Genomic DNA, 24,031 nt, shown 5'->3' on the forward strand with positions numbered 1-24,031 from the left:
ATATTGTAGAATGTATGTCTATTGGATTTCTCCGAGTTCGCGTAGGAGTTCTACAAACTCTTCTTCATTCATAACACGAATACCCAATTCATTTGCTTTAGTAAGCTTACTACCACTGTCTTCGCCAGCAATAACAAGGGTTGTTTTCTTAGAGACGGAACCTGTCACCTTAGCCCCATGAGCTTCTAGAATCTTACCAGCCTCACTGCGGCCCATAACTTCAAGTTTACCTGTGAGAACGACGATTTCGCCTTCCATTTGGTTGCCTGCTGCTTCAACAACATCTACAGTCATCTTAAGTCCTGCCGCTGTTAAACCTTCAATGATTTCTACATGAGCAGGATCTTGACGGTATTCTACGATACTATCTGCCATTGTAGGACCAATCTCTTCTACCGCCACCAATTCTTCTTTAGTAATTGTCATGAATCGTTCCATAGATTTCACAACGTTAGCAATTGTGCCGGCTGCTTTAGATCCAATTAGGCGAATACCGAGGCCATACAATACGCGGTCTAATCCACGAGTTTTAGAGTCTGCGATGGCTTTCACCAAATTCTCTGCAGATTTCTTACCCATCCTATCCATGGTAACTAGTTGATCTACCGTTAAATGATATAAATCCACCACATTAGTGATTAACTTATTATTAATCAAGTTTTCTACAATGCTAGGACCTAAACCATCAATATTCATAGCATCTCGAGATACAAAATGGATAATTTGTTCCTTTTCAATGGCAGGACAGTGTTTATTCGTACAACGAACAGCGGCTTCACCTTCACGACGAACTGCAGGAGATTCACATACAGGACATGTATTAGGAATTGTAAAAGGAATTTCAGAACCATTTCGCTTTTCAGGAACAACACGGATAACCTCCGGAATGATTTCCGCCGCCTTGTGAATGATAACGTGGTCCCCAATGCGAATATCCTTTTCATTGATAAAGTCTTGATTGTGTAATGTTACACGACTTACATTCGTACCAGATACGAATACGGATTCAAGCTCGCCTGTTGGCGTAAGAACACCTGTACGTCCTACATTGATAGTAATATCCTTAAGAACGGTTTCTACCTCTTCTGGAGGATATTTGTACGCTGTTGCCCACTTAGGATCCTTCGCAGTACTACCAAGTACCTCTTGGTCATCAAAACTATTGACCTTAATTACCATACCATCTGTATCGTATGGCAACTCATGGCGCTTTTCACCCCAATAATTAATAGCGTCTATGACCTCGTCAATTGTTTTGCATACGCGGTAATGAGGGTTTACAGAAAACTTAAACGTTTCCAAGCTTTGTAATAATTCCTCTTGGCTATGAATATTAGCCCCCACTTCAGAACCGATTGCATAGGCAAAGAATGCTAAATTACGACTAGCCGTAATGGCAGGATCTTGCTGACGCAAAGAACCTGCTGCTGCATTACGAGGATTTACGAAGGTAGGTAAGCCCTCTTCGTCACGTTCTTCATTTATACGTTTAAATTCACTATGAGGCATATACGCTTCACCGCGAACCTCGATAAATTCTGGCGCATTCTCTAAATATAAAGGAATGGATTTAATAGTACGCACATTAGCAGTTACGTCTTCACCAATGCGACCATCACCACGTGTTACGGCACGTACAAACATGCCGTTCTCATAGTGCAAATTAACAGCTAAACCATCGATTTTAAGTTCTACCACATAAGCAGAAGGCTTATGACCTAATTCCTTCTCTACACGACTAGCAAATGCACGTACTTCATCAGCACTAAATACATTAGATAAGCTCAACATAGGACGGCCATGAACGACCTTTTCAAAGGAACCTTCCACCTTCATACCTACCCGTTGTGTTGGAGAAGATGACACAATATATTCAGGATGAGCGGTTTCCAAATCAACAAGCTCACGATATTTTTTATCATATTCAAAGTCACTCATTGTAGGAGCATCTTTTACGTAGTATAAATACTGCGCATGAGTTAGCTCTTGTTGTAACTCTTTAATTCTATCTTTCGGATTCATATTACATCCCTTTTACAGTGCAGTAACACTCTATACGTTCCTTACAAGTAAGGTAGAGAGGTTAACTGCCATACACAAATTTTATCCCTTCTTAACAGGTGCAAATTTTGCCATTACTACACGTACACCTTGTGTGGGGAATTCAATTGTCAGCTTCATACCAGCCCCTTCGCCGGCAACATTGATGACTTTACCATTGCCCCATTTACTATGAATGGCTGTATCACCTACTTTCCAATCAGCAATCACTTCATTGCGAACAATTGGTTTTGTTACAGGGCGACTGGTAACACTCATATGTTGCGGTACATGGCGCTTAATATCATCAGGTACTTTACGCTTAGCACGCAAACCATCTACTAACTCTTCTGGAATTTCATCGATAAAACGAGATGGTAAATAGCTACTAGTGCGTCCAAATACGGTACGCGTAGTGGCATTAGAAATATATAATTCCTTTTCAGCACGAGTAATACCTACATAAGCAAGGCGGCGTTCCTCTTCAATTTCCTCAGGGTTCATCAAGGTGCGGCTATGTGGGAATAAGCCTTCCTCCAAGCCTCCTAAGAATACGATTGGGAACTCCAGACCTTTCGCAGCATGTAATGTCATCAATGTAACTTTAGACTCTTCTTGCTCGAAAGAATCAACATCATTTACGAGTGCTACTTGTTCCAAGAAGTCTTCCACTGTACCATTTGGATTTGTATCTTGGAAGTCTTTAGCTACAGATAAAAGTTCACCGATATTCTCAGCGCGAGCCTGATCTTGTGGATCTGTACTCTCTTCTAATTGTGCCAAGTATCCGGTTCTATCAAGAATAGATTCTAAGATATCAAGTACAGTTTTATCTTCCATTTCAGCTACGAGAGTAAAGATAAGGATACCAAATTCCTCTAACTTTTCCTTTGTCTTACCTTTAATCGTATCTACTAGATGCAGCTGTGTTAATGTCATAAACAAGGACGTGCCATTTGCACGAGCATAATCTTGTAGTTTTGCCACTGTAGTAGCACCAATACTACGCTTAGGTACATTGATGATACGTAATAAGCTCAAATCATCGAATGGATTATATAACACGCGTAAGTAAGCTAAAACGTCCTTAATTTCTTTACGATCATAGAACTTCGTGCCCCCTACCATCGTATATGGCAGAGCCCGTTTAATCAGTGCTTCTTCAAGTACACGAGATTGAGCATTTGTACGGTACAAAATAGCCATATCACCATAAGGCACACCATGAATATCGTGCTTTTTAGCAATTGTATCGCCAATAAAAGCAGCTTCTTCATGTTCAGACTGAGCCGTAAAATGCTGAATTTTAGCCCCTTCTGTCTTATCGGTCCATAAATTTTTCTTAGGACGACCTTCATTATTTTCAATTACCGCATTCGCTGCATCAAGAATAATCTTTGTAGAACGATAGTTTTGTTCCAACTTGATGGATGTACAGTTCGGATAATCCTTTTCAAAGTCCAAAATATTTTGAATATCTGCGCCACGCCATGCGTAAATACTTTGATCAGCATCACCTACAACGGCAATATTTTTCCAATGAGAGGCTAATAATTTAGCCAATAAATATTGAGCATGGTTCGTATCTTGATATTCGTCGATCATAACATAACGAAAACGCTTGCTATATTTATCTAACACAGCCTCATTGGACTGCAATAATTTAACAGCTACCAATAAAAGATCATCAAAATCTAGAGCATTATTCTTACGCAATTCCCGTTCATAATACTCATATACATCAGCAACCTTTTGTTGGTAAAAGTCTCTCGCTTGCTTTCTAAAATCTGAGGCAAATAACAATTTATTTTTTGCATCGGATATGGCACCAATCATAGCACCTACAGGATAGTATTTATCGTCAAGGTTTAATGCTTTTAAAGCAGCCTTAATAACAGCTTGCGAGTCAGATGTATCGTAGATTGTAAAATTACTGTTATAACCTAAGAAGTTATCTAATTCAAAACGCAAGAATTTCGCACAGAAGCTATGAAATGTGCTGAGCCAAATTCGAGTAGCTACATCACCTACTAAACCTTCTACACGACTTTTCATTTCTTTTGCCGCTTTATTGGTAAACGTAATAGCTAAGATTTCATAAGGATTAACACCTTGAGCCAATAAATGTGCAATGCGAACGGTTAACACCTTTGTTTTACCAGATCCAGCACCGGCTAAAATCAATAAAGGGCCTTCCGTATGTTGAACGGCTTGTTGTTGCTCTTTATTTAAACCTGTTAATAATGAATTCATCGGAACACCCCTATCGCCCTTACATATACTATAGTTTCATAATCATATAAATAGAGAAGAAGAACGTTGCAAGCAACGTTCTTTTCCCTTTGTATACTACTATACTATTTCATAGCACCAAGAATTGGTGGTACGATTTGTTTTTTACGAGACATAGTATTTGGCAAGAATACGCCATTATCTTTAACTTCTTTTTCGAATGCTTTTGTTACTACAGCTTCTACATCACCGCTGAATAACAATGTAGTACTTTCATCAAGAATATTTGTAACCATGATGTAAGATGCATCATAGTTATTAGCGCTGCGAAGAGCCTCTAATGCAGCTACAAGTTCAGCTTGTTTAGCCAATACATCTGTTGTATCCATAACAGAAATTTGACCGATAGAAATTGTTTTACCTGCTTCGGAGAATTCTTTCATATCTGTACGAACGATGTCGTCGTTAGTCAAATCAGAAATATCTGCACCAGCTTTTAACATATCAAGGCCATAGGACTCGATATCTACACCAGCGATTTCCGCCAATTTATGTGCCATTTCTTTATCTGTTTCTGTGCATGTTGGAGAGCGGAATAAAACAGTATCAGAAATGATAGCGGACAACATCAAACCAGCAATAGTTTTAGGAATTTCTTGATTGTTTTCCATGTACAATTTAGTAATGATTGTATTAGAGCAACCTACTGGTTCTAAACGCATAAATACAGGACCATCAGTTTCGAAATCACCAATGCGGTGATGATCCACAACGCCGCACATATTCATAGACTTGTAACCGTCAATGATTTGTTTAGATTCATTGTGGTCTGTTAAATATAAGTTACCACCTTCTGGAGCAAATTCTTCCCAATTCTTAACGATTTGAGGGTGTTCAAAACCAAAATGATTCAATACGTATGTTGTTTCCTTATTTGCTTCACCTGCACATACTGGAGTAGCTGGTGTACCCATTTGTGTTAAGAAATTAGCAAAGGAAATAGCAGAACAAATAGAATCTGTATCAGGGCTTTTATGACCTGCTACATATGTTTTTACATCACTCATAATATACCTCTTTTATATAAATTTCACACTTAATATCGACTTACGTCAATCCGATTTTTAACTCTATTATTATATCATAAATTATATAAAAAAACACGCCACTACTAAGTAGTGACGTGTTTTTATCATTCTAAAAAATTATCTAATGTAAATGATTAGTCGTGATTTTTTTTGCGGTTTGTAAACAAACCAGGTCCAAGTGTTTCAATGATGATGAACAGCATTGGAATGATAAAGATACCAAACAATGTTGCTGTTGTCATCCCTGCTACTACAGTAATACCCATGGATGTACGAGCACCAGAACCAGCACCAGTAGATACTGCCAATGGCAATACACCAAGGATAAACGCAAAGGATGTCATCAAAATTGGACGTAAACGAATTTTTGCAGCTTCGATAGCGGCATCAACAACGTTCATACCACGTTCGTCAACACGGATCTTAGCGTACTCAATAATCAAAATCGCATTTTTTGCAGCCAAACCAACAAGGGTTAAGAGACCAATCTGCATGTAAATATCATTAGCTAAGGAATATCTGCCTGTAAAGTTCAACAAGAATGGAACTAAAGAAGCACCAATCATACCAGATGGTACGGAGAACAATACGGCAAATGGTACCTTCCAAGATTCATACAAGGCAGCCAAAATTAAGAATACAAATACTAGACCTAAACCAAGAATCATGATGGTTTGAGAACCAGCTTTCAACTCTTCACGAGATTGACCTGCCCAGTCATATGTATAACCGGCTGGTAATGTTTTAGCTGCCGCCTCTTTCAATGCATTAATCGCATCACCAGAGGAGTAACCATTCGCTTGAGAACCACCGATTTGTACAGCCATCGCATTATCAAAACGAGTAATACTAGACGGTGTACCTGTTTGTTCTTTCGTAATATAGTTAGAAACTGGAACCATAAGGCCCTTGCTATTACGAACAGCTAGCATATTAAGCTGTTCCGCATTTTGACGGTAAGCGTCTTCAGCTTGAACTACTACTTTATAGTTTTTACCATATGTAGTAAAGTCATTGACTTGAATACTACCATAGAAACCTTGCAATGTAGTAAAGATATCAGCTAATGCCACGCCATCTTGAGCCGCTTTTTCACGATTCACATCAAATTGTAAGGATGGTGTAGATGTATCAAATGTAGTGTAAATAGATCGAATTGCTGGACTCTTACGAGCTTCTGCTAAGAATTCATTAGCACGTTCCGCCATAACTTGTGGGCTGTCACCAGCTTTGTTAATGAGGTACATGCTGAAACCACCTGTAGAACCTAGACCAGGAATAGATGGTGGGTTCATAGCAATTACAGTTGCTTCTGGTACCTTTTCAGCAGCAAAGCCAAATGTTTGACCAACCATGGCATTAATTGATGTTGCTTGTGTTGTACGATACTTCCAGTCAGACATAGTAGCAAAGATTACACCTGCACTTGATTTTTGACCACCACCTAAGAGGTCAAAGCCTGCTACAGTAAATACCTCTTGGAATAATTGCTCATCTTTTGGCTTTTCAGGATCATTTTTACCTTCTAAGAAGGAAGCAATTTTTTCAAGGGTCGCCATAGTACGCTCAGATGTGGCACCTGGCGGCTCATTAACAGCAATCATGTAATAACCGCTATCCTCTGCAGGTACAAAGGATGTTGGTAAGAAATGGAATACTAAACCAGTACCACCAGCAAAGATTAACAATGCAATAACGGTTAAGCTCAAACGATGGCTTAAACGAGCCAATTGGATACCATACCAATTGCTGAAACGTTCTAGGCCTGCATTGAATTTATTTAACTGACAATGTACCAAATCTTCACGCTCTTTAGGTGTGTGAGGTTTTAACATCGTAGCACATAGTGCTGGTGTTAATACAAGGGCAACAATCGCAGAAATAACAACAGATACAGCGATTGTTAATGCAAACTGTTTGTAAAGAATACCTGTCATACCACCCATGAAGGCAACTGGTACGAATACAGCTACCAATACAAAGGCGATACCAATTACAGGGCCTTGTACATTTTCCATCGCTTTAATAGCCGCCTCTTTCGGAGGTAAGCCATTATATTTTAATTCATACTCTACCGCTTCTACTACTACGATAGCATCGTCAACAACGAGGCCGATAGCTAATACCATGGCGAATAATGTTAACGTATTGATAGAGAAATCAAGTAATACGAAAGCACCAAATGTACCTAGCAAGGATACTGGAACAGCAATCATAGGAATAATTGTAGATCGCCAGGATTGTAAGAATACATATACTACAAAAAGAACGAGTAGTAATGCTTCTACAAAGGTATGCTCTACCTCATTGATAGATGCACTTACGAATTTAGTATTATCTACAACTACGTTATATTGCATATCTGGTGGGAAGGATTTAGATTGTTCATCTAGTACCTTCTTAACATTCGCAATAGTTTCTAATGCATTCGCATCATTTTGAAGAGAAATAGCAAAACCTGCTACCTCTTTATGCGCGGACTTAGCAATAAAGTCATATCCTTTAGCACCAATTTGAATGCGAGCAACATCTTTTAGATGCAATACCTTACCATTAGAGCTTTTAATAGCAATATTACCAAATTGTTCAGGTGTTACAAGACGACCTTCAATTTTGATAGGGTATTGAAATGCTTGTTCCCCATTAGTAGGATTTTGACCAACTGTACCTGCCGCAGCCTGTAAGTTTTGTCCCTTAATAGCTGCTGTTACTTCAGAAATAGTAACACCAAGATTTTGCATCTTCGCTGGATCCAACCAAATGCGCATAGCATAATCAGAACCGAACTCTTGTACAGAACCGACACCCTTAATAGCTTTAATAGCATCCATCATATAGTTGGTAGCATAGTTCTTTAAGAATGTAGAATCATAAGTACCATCAGGTGAGTTCAAGGAGAATACCATAGCCATATCACCAGAAGATTTAGTAGTTGTAACACCAACTGCTTGTACCTCTGCAGGTAATTGAGCAAGTGCTGCTTGTACACGGTTTTGTGTATTAACCGTATCCATATCGGCATCTGTGCCTTGATTGAACTGAACAGTCAAAGAGTAACTACCATTACTAGAGCTACTAGATGTCATATAGTCCATATCTTGTACGCCTACGATTTGTGTTTCAATAACACTGGCTACCGTATCATTAACAACTTGAGCCGTTGCACCTGTATAGGCAGTGTTTACACGAACTGTAGGTGGAGAAATTTGTGGATATCGAGCTATCGGAAGGTTCATCATAGAAATGAGACCTACCAAGGTAATAACAATGGCTATTACAATGGCAAAGATAGGTCGATTAATAAAGAATTTCGACACGATCTAGCCCCCTTCTATTTTGTAGCTTTTAATTGTTCTTTTGAAAGCAATTTAGCATTAACCTTCACACCGTTTTTAACCTTAGTTAAGCCATCAACGATGATTGTGTCTCCAGGTGCTAAACCGGCTTTAATAATTGTATCGCTACCACTTGTACCGCCAACTTCAACACTTTTTTGTTCTACTACACCATCAGCATTTACAACATAGATAAAGTTTTTATCCATAATTTGAAGAATGGCACGACTAGGAACAAGAATAGCATCTTTGAGTTTTTGACCAGGAGAAATCACTGTAGCAAACATATTTGGCAACAACAAATGATCAGGATTTGGGAAAGATGCTTTCAACACAAGCTTACCTGTTGATTGATCAAGACTTTTTGCTGCTTGAACAATAGAACCCGGTTGATTATACGTTTCGCCATCAGCAAGTTTTAACTGAATATTTGGGCCATTGGAATCATCGCCAGTTGGTTTTTTCATGAAGTCAAGATATTCTTGCTCTGTCATACTAAATTCAACAAAGATTGGATCGATAGAATCAATGGTTACTAATGTTGTAGAACCTGCTTGTACAAATGTACCCATATCGATATCATCCATACGTAATGTACCAGAATATGGTGCATATACCATTGTATCGCCATAGTTATCTTGAGCAATTTTTACGGATGCTTCGTATGCTTCATAAGCTGCCTTAGCTTGTTCTACAGTACTTCGTTGTGTATCTACACGTTGTTGCGCAATAGCATCTTGTTGAGCTAATGTTTCATAACGATTAAGGTCTACTTCAGCATTTTTATAGTTTGCATTAGCTTGAGCAGCTTGTGCTTCTGCATTAGCAAGAGTAGCTTCGTATTGACGAGAATCGATACGATATAATGGCTGGCCAGCAACAACTTGCTCCCCGCCTTTAACATATTTTTCAACTACGTAACCGGTTACACGAGCATGTACAGCTACAGAGTTTTCTGCAACTACTGTACCAGCATAGGTTTGGTTTACCTGTGCATCACTTGCAGTAATTTTGTATGCATTGACACTCACGTCGCCTGCTTGCTGTTGATTACTGCCACAACCAGCAACCATTACAGCGGATACAACGAGAGCCGCTAACATACGGGAATAACGGAACTTCATTATCTGTACTCCTTTACACGAAACTATTCATCTATGTGTCATAATTACATAAATATCTTTATATATTTTACAGGATTCTATAGATAAAGTCAATTTTTTCGATACCCCTCTACCTTTGTAGAACATAGATAAAATCTGATTAAACCCACATATATTGTATACAACAAAAATGTTAAAAACTATTGACATTTTATATTCAATATGAACTTAAATAGTTTTAGAATTATAAAACTATATATTACTAGTTTACTTTTTTTCAGTTAATACCGTATAACCATGATCCTCAACTAAGATTACTTCATTATTGTTTATCGGCACTAATGGTATCTTATTTTGATAAGTATCTAATGTTTTCTGAGCAGTCTCTTCAAATGGATACTCTCCTAAATGAGGCACAACATAATGATTAAATACATTTACACCCATATAATCATCTAATTCAGATGCTATACTTTTATCATCCATTATCTGATTATATTCAATATTTTCAGACATAATAATTGCGCCAGCAGATTCACCAATATATAATAAGCCTTCTTTGATTCTTTCATAAAGTAGGCCTATAAGATTTTTCTTTTTCAGCTCTTGTAATAGATAAAATGTGTTACCACCAGATATACAGATACATTCAGTCTTTGAAAGTTTATTCTTTAAATAATCTTCATCATATTTAGAAATATCAATAATTTCCAATTCATATCCTAAAGACTTTAACATCTCAACACCTTCATCAATATATCCAGTATATGGTTCAACATTTCCAGCAGTAGGAATAAAAACTATTTTATTCGAAATCATTTTTGAAAGATACTTTTTTGTTATATTTTTTGTTCCTGCTAAATATGACATAAGTAAAATTTCCATGCTTTATCACCTCAAAGACTCTTTATTTAAATTAATTTGAAAATTTTATTATTAATATACAAAAAACTGCCTAAGAATCTACCTAGACGGTTTTAAAACCACTTAATCTGCTTTCCTTTATCTATTATAGCCGAATAATCACAAATTTATCTGTAAGCGCAAACTTATTTCTTAAAATGTACGCTTCTTATTTGGTGGAGATGAGGGGAGTCGAACCCCTGTCCAAGAGTGTTGCCATATAGACTTCTCCGAGCACAGTCTATGATTGAGATCTCGGGTTGCTATCGCTCACAGACAAGCTACACAACCCCAGTTCATATTGTCTCGCCTAATTCATATGAACAACTAAATTAGACCAGCCTACTGTTTGACGTCCATTCACACTTGGTAGGCACAAGTATGAGGGACGTAGCTTATGCAGCTAATGCAAAATTTTCTTCTGCGTTTAAATGTTTTCCCACCGTTTAACGGCCTCATGGAACGCCGACTCGCTATCTATACCACACGCACCCCTGTCGAAACCTTTACATCCCCGTGCGTCGGTCTCATAATTATAAGCCCATTTAATACAGCTGTCAATTATATAGAGCCTTTATAATTCAGTTAAATCTATAACTTCTAGATTACTTTATCCACTACTACAAATGAAGCTATTATATAGAATCATAAAATTAATTCAATTCTTTGATAGCTTTATCCAATGTCCGGCACACATAATCAATTTGTTCTTTATTATGAGCAGCTGTAACGGTTAAACGAATTCTACTTTCACCAACAGGAACTGTAGGCGGACGTATCGCTGTACCTATAATTCCAGCATTGTATAGATAATCAGATACTGTTAGAGTATCTTCATTACTTCCGATTAATATTGGGAAAATTGGAGTTTCATTGGTCGCTTCAATTCCCATGGCAATCAATTGAAGAGCCATATAGTTTACGTTCTCTTGTAAACGTCCTAATACAGATGTATCAGACTCAAGAATATGCAACGCAGCCAGGGCTGCCCCTATGTCAGCAGGAGATAATGCAGTGGAGAATATAAAGCTACGACTCATATTCACAAGATAATCAATGATGGTGCTATTAGCAGCTACATAGCCGCCAACAGAACCTAACGATTTGCTCAATGTACCTAGCTGAATATCCACTTCTTTCTCGAGACCATAATAAGCAGCCGTTCCATGACCGCTACCAATGGTCCCCGTCGCATGAGCATCGTCTACCATAAGTAAAGCATTATACTCACGGCTAACCTCGTAAAGCTTATCTAATGGGGCTATATCGCCATCCATGCTAAAGACCCCATCTGTGACAATGAGCTTACGTGCATTACGATCTACTTGTTTAAGTAAAAACTTTAACTCCTCTACATCACAGTGACTATAGGCTTTTACAGTAGCCTTACTCAATCTACAACCATCAATAATACTAGCATGGTTTAATTCATCGCTAAAAATGGTCATATTTTTATCTGCTATGGCAGAAATAGTACCTACATTTGCCATGTAACCCGTATTAAAGACGAGAGCTTTTTCTGTATTCTTAAATTTTGCTAGTTCTCTTTCAAGATCTGTAAACAAGGGAAATGTACCGGATACCAGACGCGATCCACCTGATCCAGTACCATATTGTTGAGCTCCCTTAATGGCCCCCTCTATTACACGTTCATCAAAAGTAAGACCTAAATAATTATTTGACGCCATCATCAAATATTCTTTATCATTTCTTTTAACACGTACTGCGTCTATAGGGCAATATTCCGTTAATGTACGCAAATTTAGGTTATTGATTTTATTATTTAATTGCTCTTGGAAGAATTTATACATACAATCACCGCTGAACAAGTACTGGTGCTTTTTCCAAATACTTGATTACACAGTCCACATCAGTATTTGGTTTAACAAAAAATACACGCCCTCCTAGATTAGATCCAAATTCTTTCATGCTAGGAATTCGATGGTAAATATCATTGCAAGCAACATAGCCTACTGTGTAATCAGGATCATCAGACCAACATAATTCACCTACAATCCCCTCTGCAGATTGCACTTTAGAAGCCAATACTAAGGCCTCTCTCATATGTTCATTTTCCCCTAGTTTTTCAGAGTCAAAGGAGTCCATATGACTCACGCGAACACCACGGTTACCAGAATCTATGCGCTCACCAGAAATTGCATCAACCAACATAGCACCTCGCATAGATGAATCTAAACCTTCTAATAGAAAAATAGCATGTTTAACAGCAGTTTCACTAATATCAGCGCCCTGTAAAAGTTCAACAGCTAATTGATGTGCCTCGGCAACAGTATTCGCCAAATGTTCATTTACCTTTAAACATTCTATATATGTAATTGTTTCTGCAGGAATTAAGTCCACTGTAATATTAATAAAATCAGCTGTCCCCTTACTATGATGCAGCGCTCGTTCGGCTAAAGACTGGGCAATAGATCCAACTTGATTTAAGGTCACAATGCGTTCTGCGCCAGAAATATGGTGGCCCCCGTTTTCATGGGGACCACCTTGAGCCGCGCGCATACGCACACTATATAATTCGTCCATTATGATACCTTACCTTTAACTACATTACTTTGAGGTACTTGGTTGTGAATTTTATAGAATACTTTCACAAATACTGGTGCCATAATTACTGTAAAGATCATACCTGGAACTGCGAGAGCTATCATCGGTAATGCAGCCTTACCAACGTATAAAGACAAAGATAATCGCGCTAAAGCAGATGCAATTGGACCAGAAACCATAATACCTATCATGTGATTATGGCAGATCCAAAGGATTAGTCCCACAATGAGCCGGAATTGCATAGCAATCATAACATTTAAAATGGTTTGAGTACCTAATGCTAAGCCTATTAGACTAGATAAACAACCACTTATAATATACTTTTTAAATCCGAATACGGCACATATCGCTACCGCCAACGGGGCTGATAATTGAAACTCTATACCTGGAATGACATTAGGTATTTTAATAGCCCCTAATACAGTAATCATGGCAGTTAAAATAGCAACCTCTGTAATGTACCGAATGTTCTGATTCATAATGTATCTCCTCTACTTAGAAAATGTCAACTACAAACATCTCTTATTGTTTACATTATAAATTCTCACTGTATTTTTATCAACCACTAAAAATAACATAGTTAACAAATATACAAAAAGAACCAAGCCATATCGACTTGATTCCTTATAATTCTTAATATTTTTGTTGCTCTTTAATTCGCTTAGCAATATCGCGCTTGGCATCACGTTCCGCCATATCTTGACGCTTGTCATAAAGTTTCTTACCAGTTACTAGACCCACAGTAACCTTTACATAACCGTGACTAAAATGAAAGTTTAGCGGCACTAAAGAAAATCCTTTTTCCTTAACTTGAGCATGTAACTTATTGATTTCAGATTTATGCATCAATAACTTGCGTGTCCGCTCCGGTTCATGGTTAAAACGATTACCTTGTTCATACGGACTGATATGTACACCATACAATAAAATTTCCCCTTTATCTATACGACAAAAGCTGTCCTTAAGATTAAGCTTACCTTGACGAATAGACTTTATTTCAGTTCCTGTTAAAGCAATACCAGCTTCATAGGTTTCATGAATATGAAAATCATGACGCGCCTTACGATTGTCAGCAATAAGCGATGGGCTAGATTTCTTTGCCATATTCTCCTCTATCGTTTACGTTTACTTTTAGATTTTTTAGATTGACTACGTTTTGTAGCTTTATTTGACTTCTTGCGACTCGATTTACCTTTTTTAGATTTTTTACTGAAAGCATCATATCTAGAACGCCCAGCTTTTGAATCATCTCGTTTAGAAGTTTTTCTACCGTTTTTTCGGGATGACTTTCGCCCCTTTAGATTTCCAAAACCATCACGACTAGTAGCATAGTCAGAGCCACTACTCAATTGTTCTTGGATAGCCATCAGATTATCTACTTCACCAAGAACAAAATCGATTTGTTTCTTTTCTACATCGGCTTTTACAAGTGTAACAGTAACCTTTTCACCTAAGTGATAGGTTTTACCTGTCCGCTTACCAACAAGAACAAAATGTTCTTCGTCAAAGAAATAATAATCGTCGTTCATCATGCTAATATGCACGAGACCGTCGATACCATTCTCTAACTCTACGAACATGCCAAAGGAGGTTATGCTCGCAATAGTGCCTTCAAAAACTTCGCCTACAAATGGAACCATGTATTGAGTCTTCTTTAGATCAGTAGTTTCTCGTTCTGCCTCGGTTGCCACTTGTTCTTGTATGGAAGAATGTTCCACAGCACCAGCTAAGAAAGCTTCATCTACATCTCGTTTAGAGTATCCACCCTTCCAGTGCATATCCGCTTTTAAAAGTCGATGTACCATCAAATCCGGATAACGTCTAATGGGAGATGTAAAATGCGTATAGCAAGTGGATGCTAACCCAAAATGGCCGACGTTTTCAATGCTATATTTCGCTTGCTGCATAGAACGTAAGGTCATAATTTGAGCCACTTGCTCAATATCTTGTCCCTTCACTACATCAAGGATTTTTTGGAAATCTCGTGGTGTTACACCATCAGCACTAAGGACAAGAGTTTGACCTAAATAATGTAATACCTTTTGGAATAAATCCAATTTTTCTTCACTAGGATGTTCATGAATACGATATACCGATGTACGTTGAGTATCCTTTAAATGCGTAGCTACCGTCTCATTAGCAATGAGCATACATTCTTCGATAAGCCGCTCTGCCATAGTTCGATCGCGTTTTACGATACGCAACGGTGTACCATCGAGATCAAGTAATACCTTATATTCCGGAAAATCAAAGTCTAATGCCCCTCTACGACGACGCATACGATTTAAAATCTTAGAAATTTCTGCTAAGTCACGAAGCATAGGAATAAAATCTACTAAATCGTCAGGAACAATGTTTTCCTCTAACGCTTTATAAACTTCTTTATAGCTGCAACGACGTCCTACATGGATAATAGACGGACGAATACGATAATTAACAACTGTACCTGAATCATCAATTTCCATCATACACGTCATAGCATAGCGATCTTCGTGGGCATTTAAACTACAAATACCATTCGATAATACCTCTGGTAACATTGGTACTACGCGGTCCACTAAGTAAACTGAAGTCCCCCGCTTGTATGCTTCATTGTCAATAGGCTGGCCTGAAGTAACATAATGACTAACATCCGCAATGTGTACGCCTAGCTCATAATTACCATTTGGTAATTTACGACCACTTACAGCATCGTCAAGATCTTTTGCATCTTCTCCATCGATAGTTACCATTTGTAAGGCTCTAAGATCCCACCGCTTCGGATCTTCATGAACAATAGTATCTATCTTCTCACTTGCCTCAATTACCTCTTTAGGGAATGCAAAAGGAATCTTATGATTAGCCATAATACAGTTGATGTCTAGGCCTACATCCCCCTTATAACCTAAAATTTCTGTTATAATTCCTTCAGGTTTTTTATTGCCTTCAGGCCATTTTGTAATTTTTACTAGTACCTTAGCTCCACTCCGAGCATCTAAAGTATCTTTTAAATCTACAAAAATATCTGTTCCAATACGTTCATCATCTGGTACAACAAAGCCGAAGTGTTGTTGTCTGTCGTAAGTACCAACTATGGTTTCATTAGCACGCTCAATAACATCAACGATGATGCCTTCACGTTTATGTTTTGTATAATCTGATGGTACAATACGAACACGTACCTTATCATTATGCATAGCAGTTCCTTTATTTTGTTCTGCTACATAAATATCTTCATCATCCAGCATAATAACAAATCCATAAGATTTACGATATCCTTTGTAGATACCTTCATATTCTTCATGCTGTTGATCTTCATATCGGTATACATCTGGTCGAGATGAAGTTAATACGCCTTCACGGGCGAGCATTTTCGCAGATCGAATAAACATTTCAAGATCTTTGCCACCTCGAATACGATTATCCATTGCTGCATCCTCAATATGGTATGCATGTGGTTGTATAGATTTATAAAAGTCCAATACCTTCTTCTTCAAGTCTGCACCCCCTTATTAGGATGAAAAAAGAAAAAGCCTGCAAAGCAGGCTTTCATCATTAGAATTGATTAATCATTGCCCCTAACACTAAGCTCAACACAGCAAAGATAATCCCCAATATAATCGTACATTTAGATAAGAAAGCATCTAAACCGCGTTGCTTACCACCAAAAGAAGAGTCTGCCGCACCAGAAACAGCACCGCCCATGCCTGCATTTTTGCTATTTTGTGCAACAACTACTACAATTAATAAAATAGATACGATTACTTCTACAATCATTAAGAAATTTGTCACGACTGTCATCCTTCCTGTGATGCTCGATGCGAGCCCAATACACGATGTTCTAAATACTTCTCTAATTTACGTTTTACCCTTTGTAGCGCATTATCAATAGATTTAACACTACGATCTGTGACCTCAGCCATTTCTTGATAGGAACGTCCATCAAGGTATCCTTCCAAGACTTCCCATTCGAGATCACTTAAAATATGACCAATATTGTGCTCAATATCATCTAGTTCCTCTTGACTGATAATGAGGTCTTCAGGATTTGTAATCTTTGTTGAAGATAGCATTTCAATCAATGTACGCTCAGAGTCCTCTGTATACACCGGTTTATTTAAGGATATATAGGAGTTCAAAGGCGCATGTTTTTGTCTTGTAGCCGATTTAATAGCTGTAATAATTTGTCTAGTTATACAAAGTTCTGCAAAAGCTCTAAAAGACGCTAATTTATCATGTTTAAAATCTCGCGTCGCCTTATAGAGTCCAATCATCCCTTCTTGGATGATATCCTCTCGGTCGGCACCTACCAAAAAATAGGAGCGAGCCTTAGCTCTTACAAAGTTCTTATATTTATTAACAATATAATCGATTGCAAACTCATTTTGCTCTTCCTGAGCTATGACCACAACTTGCTCATCGGTCATTTCCTTGAAATTGTAATCGGACTTGCGTGTATGAATCATTTTCATAAGCTCCTCCTTACAATTGAGCGAGAAAAACCAATATATTTATTATACTGGAACGGTATATGATTTTCAACTATCAATGACCTCGACGCAATTTCTCAAGCTTTTCAGCAACTTCAGGAGATAATAAACCTCCCACTTCATTACGACGCACTGAAAATTGATCACGTCTATGTTCATGAGCATATTGAAGTCGTTCTTCTTCCTTAGCAATACGAATCATATTTTGCAACTCACGAGCAGGAATGCGCAACCCGCCAGAGCCTAGAATTTGATTCTGTTCTGCCCCATCGGAGGTTACAACATATACATTAGTATATTTGCCTTTACGTAAAAATACCTCTCGTTCAATAAAGGAATCCGCCGTTTCTCCATCCTCAGTATACACTTCGATAAATCCACTTGTAATAGATTCAATGGAACCTCCAGATTTTGTATACTTACCATCAAATACAAGGATTACTTCGTAACCCTTAAATTTACCATAGTTCAACAATCTATCTCGAAGCTCCATTCTCGCATGTTCTAAAGACTCATGAGCCAATTTTTTCAAATGAGTCCAAGCAAAAATAACATTATAGCCGTCTACAATTAAAATATCTTTTAGCATGATTATTTCGCCTGGCGTTGACGTACCGCCTCATACATAAGAACTGCAGCTGCAACAGATGCATTCAAAGAATTCAAATTTCCATACATAGGAATTGTTACAAGGAAATCACAAGCTTCTTTTACAACGCGACTAATCCCCTTACCTTCATTACCAATGACTATAACCGTAGGAATTGTCATATCTGCTTCATACAAGGTACGATCACCTTCCATATGAGCCCCCATTACCCAAAATCCTTGTTTTTGAAGTTGTTTAATGGTTTGCACTACATTGCCAATTTGTACAAGTGGAATTTGTTCAATAGCTCCAGCAGATGTCTTTGCAACAGTAGCATTAATAGGCGCATTATGTCGTTTAGGAATGAGTACAGCCGTAGCTCCCGCACATTCAGCAGTACGAATGATAGCTCCCATATTATGTGGGTCTTCAACCCCATCCGTTAAGATGAGTAAAGGAACCTCATGTGTCGTTTCTTGTAATACCTCGCCCAATTCTTTAAATTGAACGGCCGATACAAGAGCTATAACCCCTTGATGTGGTACCTCTAAATCGTACTTATTCATCTGTTTAACTGGTGTTGGTCTAACTTCAATACCTTGAGATTTAGCAAGATTTACAATATCAGCTAACCCTGTTTTTACCTTATCTTCACTGACCAGAATACGTTGAATAGAACGGCCACTTTTAAGGGCTTCTTTAACCGCATTGCGACCTACAATATAATTATCCATACTACATACCTCGTAGAGTTATAGAAAAGGCTTGCCCCAAGATATGCTGTAAGCGCTCATCTTGGCGCGTTTCATAAAGAAATCCTAGTACTGCTTCAAAGGCCGTACTACTGCGATATTCTTGAACAGTACTATTTTTAGGCACGTTTACATTACTATTTCTAGCACGGCGTGCAATAGCTTGTTCATCTTCTGTGAAAGTATTTTCTATTTCTAGCAATACTTTTGCCTGTGATTTAGCACAAATAAATTCAGTAACGATAGTATGTAAGATCTGTACTTTTGTAATATTCATTTGTACTACGCGTTCGCGCACATACATGGAGTATACTGCATCACCGATATAAGCTAGCATAACTGCATCGGCACTTAGGCACTCCTCTATTGTTCGTTTGCGCAAACGAAGCGGCTCTTCTTCAAGAGCCGTTAGTTTCTTTATCGCTTCATTCTTTAAGAATTGAAATTGTTTAAACTTCACGTTTTTTCCACCGTGCACCTTGAGGAGAGTCCTCAATGGTAATACCAATCTCAGCTAATCGATCGCGGATACAATCAGCTAATGCCCATTGTTTTTGCTCGCGACAAGCTTGACGTACAGAAAGAATAACTTGCATTAATTCTTCATATTCAGCAGCATTAGCACCCGTATTGCCTTCCCAAGCTTTTTCAAGAACACCAATAACATCTGTCATAAATTTGAAGATTCGTTTCACTTCAGCAATTGCCTCTTGGCAAACAACGCCTTCTCTACTTGTTACAGCTTGATAGTAGATATTAATTTCTTTTGCAAGACCGAACATACTAGAAGTTGCTAAAGCAGTGTTGAAATCATCACTCATAGCATCCTCAAATTCTTCTTCGTATGCTTTCGCTTTTTCTAATAAGCGTTGAGCTTCATCACATGAGCCTGGCTCACATTTTTCAAGGTAAAGAAGGTTTTCAATAGCTGTGCTTAACCGTTCCAAAGATTTATTAGCTTCTTCTAGACGCTCATCAGAGAAATCTAATGGGCTACGGTAATGCGTGCTCAATAAGAAGTAACGCAATGCATCAGGACTATATTGTTCTAAAATATCTTTTACCAAGAAGAAATTATTCAAGGACTTAGACATTTTTTCAGAATTAATAGTGATAAAACCATTGTGCAACCAGTAGCGCACTGCTGGATGTTGACCAGAGCAACCTTCTGATTGAGCAATTTCATTTTCATGATGAGGGAAAATCAAATCGCTACCACCACCGTGGAAGTCAAATTCTGTGCCTAAATATTTTTGGCTCATAGCAGAACATTCAATGTGCCACCCTGGACGACCATTCCCCCATGGGCTTTCCCAATAAGGTTCACCAGGTTTTGCTGCTTTCCACAAAGCAAAGTCCATAGGATTCTTCTTACGACCATCTACTTCAATACGTGCGCCTGCTTCCATATCGTCTAATGTACGACCAGATAACTCACCGTAATGTTCAAATTTCTCCACACTATAATATACATCGCCATCGAGTTCATAGGCGTAGCCCTTGTCAATCAATGTTTGAATCATAGCAATGATATCATCAATATGTGTAGATACACGTGGATAAATGTCTGCACGTTGTACACCTAACGCATCCATTACTTCAAAATAACTATCGATATAGCGGTTTGCAATGGTATCCCAAGAGACACCTTCACCATTAGAAGTGTTGATGATTTTATCATCCACATCAGTAAAGTTTTGTACATATGTTACTTTATAGCCTACATGTTTCATATAGCGACGAATTACGTCCCAAGTCACGAAAGGACGAGCATTGCCAATATGAGGATGATTGTATGGTGTGACACCACATACGTACATTTTTGCCTCACCTGGTGTTACAGGATTAAAAACCTCTTTTTGGCGCGTCATAGTATTATAAACAGTAATTTCTCTCATCGTTACCGATGCCTCCAATTTTGTAAAATAAAAAAGACCTCTCATCTCATACAGAGACGATGGTCCGCGGTTCCACTCTGTTAGGTACCAATAGCGATACCCACTCATCGCATAACGGTGCGTCGCCGGACAAACCTACCTATAATCGGAGTGTCAGCTCGTGAATGCATTTCATCTACCTATCCATGAACCCTCCCACCATCGGTTCTCGCTAAAAAGTTAGTTGTAGAGTACTTCTTTCAGTCTCAGCTATTAAAATAATCTATATTCATATATAAAAATATTTTACCAATAAAGCTATAGAATGTCAATATTTACAAGAAAGATCCCCATCTTTCATAGGCAGCTATTCACATATCATAATAGGTATTTTAAATAGCTTAATTAGAAAGATGAGGATATATAATCAGAATATTAAATTACTATTATCATTCATAACAATAGCTTTTATAGTACACAAGTAATAATAATGTCATTACATCAAATCAATTAATATTAAGCATTTTCTAATTTATCTTGATCATCATGTTTACGGCAAATACCTGCAAAAATAGATCCTGTAAAGTTATGAATGATGGAGAATACTGCACCTGCTACCGCAGCTTGTGGTGTAAAGTGTTTTAGTGCTAAAGATACGGATAATGCAGAATTTTGCATAGCCACTTCAATTTGCATAGCACGACGAGAAGACACATCAATACTGAGAGCTTTACATATAAAGTATGTCACAACATAACCACTCAAATTTTGTACTAAACACGCTACAAAAATAATGAAACCAGTTTCGGCAATTTGCTTTTGGTTAACTGCAGTTACAGCTGCCAAGATAAGCAATACCGCGATAGATGCAATGGTTGGACATACAGATTTTACAGGTTCAATTTTTGCGCCAATAAAGTAATTCAATACAATCCCCAAAATAATTGGTACTAACACGATTTTTACAATGGATATAAACATTGGCATAAATTGAATTTCAATAGAAGATGTTGCACCTGCATATAATACGACAAATAAAGGCGTTAAAATAGGTGCCAATAATGTGGATACAGTTGTTGCTGATACGGATAAGGGAACATTACCATTTGCAAGGAAGGTCATTACATTAGAAGCAGTACCACCAGGACATGCACCCAACAAGATAAAACCAATCCCAACTTCTGGAGGAAAATTAAATGCTAAGGCTACTAAGAAACCTGCCAATGGCATCCATAAGAATTGGATTACGGATACGAGAATAACCTTCATTGGTTGCTTAAATACATCAATAAAGACTTGAGCCGTTAATGTTAACCCCATCGCAAACATAACAAACTGTAGCATGTAAGCAATATATGGAGTCATCCAAGAAAATACTGCAGGTAGCATATATGCTAAAACAGCCATCAATAGTACTATCCAGGATAGATAACTATTGAATAAGTGATTAATAGAACGAATAACACTCATAAAAACACTCGCTTTCATAATAAATCAAAATTTAATACGCCGATTATTATAGCATTTCTATAGAATATTAACAACACATACAAAAGGAGTTCACATAACACTTGTTACGTGAACTCCTTTGATTAATTGATCAAATTTATTTTGTTAATGCACCTACATTATCTAAACGATGTAAGCACTTTTCTTTACCAAGTAATGTAACAATATTATTCAAATCCGGACCATGCATTTGACCTGTTAAAGCTACACGGATTGGCATAAATACGAATTTACCTTTTAAAGAGGTTTCTTTCATTACGGCCTTGATTGTTGCTTTTACAACTTCAGGTGTAATTTCATCAAGTTCAGCCAATGCATTCCGGAAAGCGCCGAGAACTGTTGGAGCTGTTTCTTCATTCAATACAGCACGCAACTCCTCTTCATGCCCCTCTTCAAGGAATACTGTTTCGCCCATAAACAATCCTACATGATCTTTAATTTGAGCACCATAGCTAATATGATCACGGAATGTAGAGCATAATAATGTCAACCAATCAATATCAGCTTGATTCAAGCTATCTGGAGCTAAACCAACCTCTTTCAAATGCGGTAAACAAAGGTGGAATAACTCTTCATCACTCAAATTCTTCATGTAGTGGAAATTTATATGGTTCAATTTATCAATATCAAACACAGCAGGATTTTTCGCTACCCGATCCATAGAGAAAGCCTGAATTAATTCATCTTGTGTGAAGAATTCTTCTTCACCTTCAGGAGCCCAACCAAGAAGTGCCAAGAAGTTTACAAGTGCTTCTGGCAAGTACCCTAATTGTTTGTATTGTTCAACAGAAGTAGCACCATGACGTTTAGACATTTTCTTGTAGTCTTTACCAAGAATCAAGGAAATATGACCAAACTTAGGGACCTCCCAACCTAAAGCTTCATAAATAGCCATTTGACGAGGTGTATTAGATAAATGTTCCTCTGCACGAATAACGTGAGTGATCCCCATCATATGATCGTCCATTACTACAGCAAAGTTATATACAGGAATGCCATCAGATTTTACAATTACAAAATCACCAACGCCATTAGATTCAAAGGATACATGCCCACGTACCATATCATCAAAAGCGTATGTTTTATTCAACGGTACACGCAAACGAATTGTAGGTTTACGACCTTCAGCAATGTATTTAGCCTTTGTCTCTTCATCTAAGTGTTCACAATGACCGTTGTATTTTGGTGTTTCCCCACGATCCATTTGATCTTGACGCACCGCATCTAACTCTTCAGGTGTGCAATAACACTCATAAGCTTTACCTTCATCCAATAAGCGTTGTGTTACTTCTTTATATAAATCAAGACGTTCTGTTTGACGGTAAGGACCATTATTACCACCCACATCAATGCCTTCATCCCAGTTCATGCCAAGCCATTGTAAGGAAGCTTTAATATTCTCTTCACTTTCACGTGTAGAACGAGCTAAATCTGTATCTTCAATGCGCAATACAAATGTGCCTTTTTCCTTACGTGCTAATAACCAGTTAAATAAAGCAGAACGAGCACCACCAATATGGAATGGACCCGTAGGGCTTGGAGCAAAACGAACTTTCATGGAACTCATGA

At 37.9% G+C, this 24,031-nt stretch carries 19 protein-coding genes, 1 other RNA gene and 1 other annotated feature; all 20 genes read right to left on the reverse strand.

The genetic code is table 11. The features are described 5' to 3' along the window. Positions 1-18 precede the first annotated feature (18 nt). The gene (gene ligA, locus HMPREF0873_RS01970) at positions 19-2,022 is read right to left on the reverse strand and encodes an NAD-dependent DNA ligase LigA (protein ID WP_008714017.1); all 2,004 of its coding nucleotides are present in this window, start codon (positions 2,020-2,022) and stop codon (positions 19-21) included. An 81-nt stretch (positions 2,023-2,103) separates the two neighbouring features. Beyond that, the gene (gene pcrA / locus HMPREF0873_RS01975) at positions 2,104-4,293 is read right to left on the reverse strand and encodes a DNA helicase PcrA (protein WP_008714018.1); all 2,190 of its coding nucleotides are present in this window, start codon (positions 4,291-4,293) and stop codon (positions 2,104-2,106) included. Positions 4,294-4,397: 104 nt separating this feature from the next. After that, complete coding sequence (locus HMPREF0873_RS01980) at positions 4,398-5,339, reverse strand: manganese-dependent inorganic pyrophosphatase (RefSeq protein ID WP_008714019.1); 942 nt, start codon at positions 5,337-5,339, stop codon at positions 4,398-4,400. A gap of 155 nt (positions 5,340-5,494) precedes the next feature. Next, entirely contained in the window at positions 5,495-8,677 is a 3,183-nt protein-coding gene (locus HMPREF0873_RS01985; RefSeq protein ID WP_008714020.1) for an efflux RND transporter permease subunit, read from the reverse strand. A 14-nt stretch (positions 8,678-8,691) separates the two neighbouring features. Continuing rightward, entirely contained in the window at positions 8,692-9,819 is a 1,128-nt protein-coding gene (locus HMPREF0873_RS01990) for an efflux RND transporter periplasmic adaptor subunit (protein ID WP_008714021.1), read from the reverse strand. Positions 9,820-10,065: 246 nt separating this feature from the next. Then, complete coding sequence (locus tag HMPREF0873_RS01995; protein ID WP_008714022.1) at positions 10,066-10,683, reverse strand: Type 1 glutamine amidotransferase-like domain-containing protein; 618 nt, start codon at positions 10,681-10,683, stop codon at positions 10,066-10,068. Between the two features lie 192 nt (positions 10,684-10,875). Next, positions 10,876-11,217: a transfer-messenger RNA gene (gene ssrA, locus HMPREF0873_RS09855) on the reverse strand. Positions 11,218-11,354: 137 nt separating this feature from the next. Next, complete coding sequence (gene bioF, locus HMPREF0873_RS02000) at positions 11,355-12,512, reverse strand: 8-amino-7-oxononanoate synthase (RefSeq protein WP_038125379.1); 1,158 nt, start codon at positions 12,510-12,512, stop codon at positions 11,355-11,357. Positions 12,513-12,516: 4 nt separating this feature from the next. Continuing rightward, complete coding sequence (locus HMPREF0873_RS02005; protein ID WP_004695984.1) at positions 12,517-13,245, reverse strand: 6-carboxyhexanoate--CoA ligase; 729 nt, start codon at positions 13,243-13,245, stop codon at positions 12,517-12,519. Then, on the reverse strand, positions 13,245-13,745 hold the full coding sequence (locus HMPREF0873_RS02010) for a hypothetical protein (protein ID WP_004695986.1): 501 nt from the start codon (positions 13,743-13,745) through the stop codon (positions 13,245-13,247). The genes HMPREF0873_RS02005 and HMPREF0873_RS02010 overlap by 1 nt, the downstream gene beginning before the upstream one ends. Before the next feature lie 154 nt (positions 13,746-13,899). Then, on the reverse strand, positions 13,900-14,370 hold the full coding sequence (smpB, locus tag HMPREF0873_RS02015) for an SsrA-binding protein SmpB (RefSeq protein ID WP_004695987.1): 471 nt from the start codon (positions 14,368-14,370) through the stop codon (positions 13,900-13,902). An 8-nt stretch (positions 14,371-14,378) separates the two neighbouring features. Continuing rightward, complete coding sequence (rnr, locus tag HMPREF0873_RS02020) at positions 14,379-16,742, reverse strand: ribonuclease R (protein WP_008714023.1); 2,364 nt, start codon at positions 16,740-16,742, stop codon at positions 14,379-14,381. Between the two features lie 58 nt (positions 16,743-16,800). After that, on the reverse strand, positions 16,801-17,037 hold the full coding sequence (secG, locus tag HMPREF0873_RS02025; RefSeq protein WP_004695991.1) for a preprotein translocase subunit SecG: 237 nt from the start codon (positions 17,035-17,037) through the stop codon (positions 16,801-16,803). 5 nt (positions 17,038-17,042) lie between these two features. Beyond that, complete coding sequence (sigH, locus tag HMPREF0873_RS02030) at positions 17,043-17,717, reverse strand: RNA polymerase sporulation sigma factor SigH (RefSeq protein ID WP_004695993.1); 675 nt, start codon at positions 17,715-17,717, stop codon at positions 17,043-17,045. A 73-nt stretch (positions 17,718-17,790) separates the two neighbouring features. Beyond that, complete coding sequence (locus tag HMPREF0873_RS02035; RefSeq protein WP_004695995.1) at positions 17,791-18,324, reverse strand: NYN domain-containing protein; 534 nt, start codon at positions 18,322-18,324, stop codon at positions 17,791-17,793. 2 nt (positions 18,325-18,326) lie between these two features. After that, entirely contained in the window at positions 18,327-19,058 is a 732-nt protein-coding gene (gene rlmB, locus HMPREF0873_RS02040) for a 23S rRNA (guanosine(2251)-2'-O)-methyltransferase RlmB (protein WP_004695997.1), read from the reverse strand. A 1-nt stretch (position 19,059) separates the two neighbouring features. Continuing rightward, positions 19,060-19,536, reverse strand: a complete 477-nt coding sequence (locus HMPREF0873_RS02045; RefSeq protein WP_008714027.1) for a Mini-ribonuclease 3 — start codon at positions 19,534-19,536, stop codon at positions 19,060-19,062. After that, positions 19,526-20,974 carry a cysteine--tRNA ligase gene (gene cysS / locus HMPREF0873_RS02050; RefSeq protein ID WP_004696001.1) on the reverse strand — a complete coding sequence of 483 codons (1,449 nt, stop codon included), beginning with the start codon at positions 20,972-20,974 and terminating at the stop codon, positions 19,526-19,528. The genes HMPREF0873_RS02045 and cysS overlap by 11 nt, the downstream gene beginning before the upstream one ends. A 49-nt stretch (positions 20,975-21,023) precedes the next feature. Further along, positions 21,024-21,230 (reverse strand) — a binding site (T-box leader). 239 nt (positions 21,231-21,469) lie between these two features. Continuing rightward, the gene (locus HMPREF0873_RS02055; protein ID WP_232191989.1) at positions 21,470-22,423 is read right to left on the reverse strand and encodes a bile acid:sodium symporter family protein; all 954 of its coding nucleotides are present in this window, start codon (positions 22,421-22,423) and stop codon (positions 21,470-21,472) included. A gap of 136 nt (positions 22,424-22,559) precedes the next feature. Next, positions 22,560-24,029 (reverse strand): glutamate--tRNA ligase, encoded by a 1,470-nt coding sequence (gene gltX, locus HMPREF0873_RS02060; protein ID WP_008714033.1) that lies wholly within the window; start codon positions 24,027-24,029, stop codon positions 22,560-22,562. Between the last annotated feature and the right edge of the window lie 2 nt (positions 24,030-24,031).

This window comes from Veillonella sp. 3_1_44, from assembly GCF_000163715.1.
Lineage (GTDB): Bacteria > Bacillota > Negativicutes > Veillonellales > Veillonellaceae > Veillonella > Veillonella parvula_A.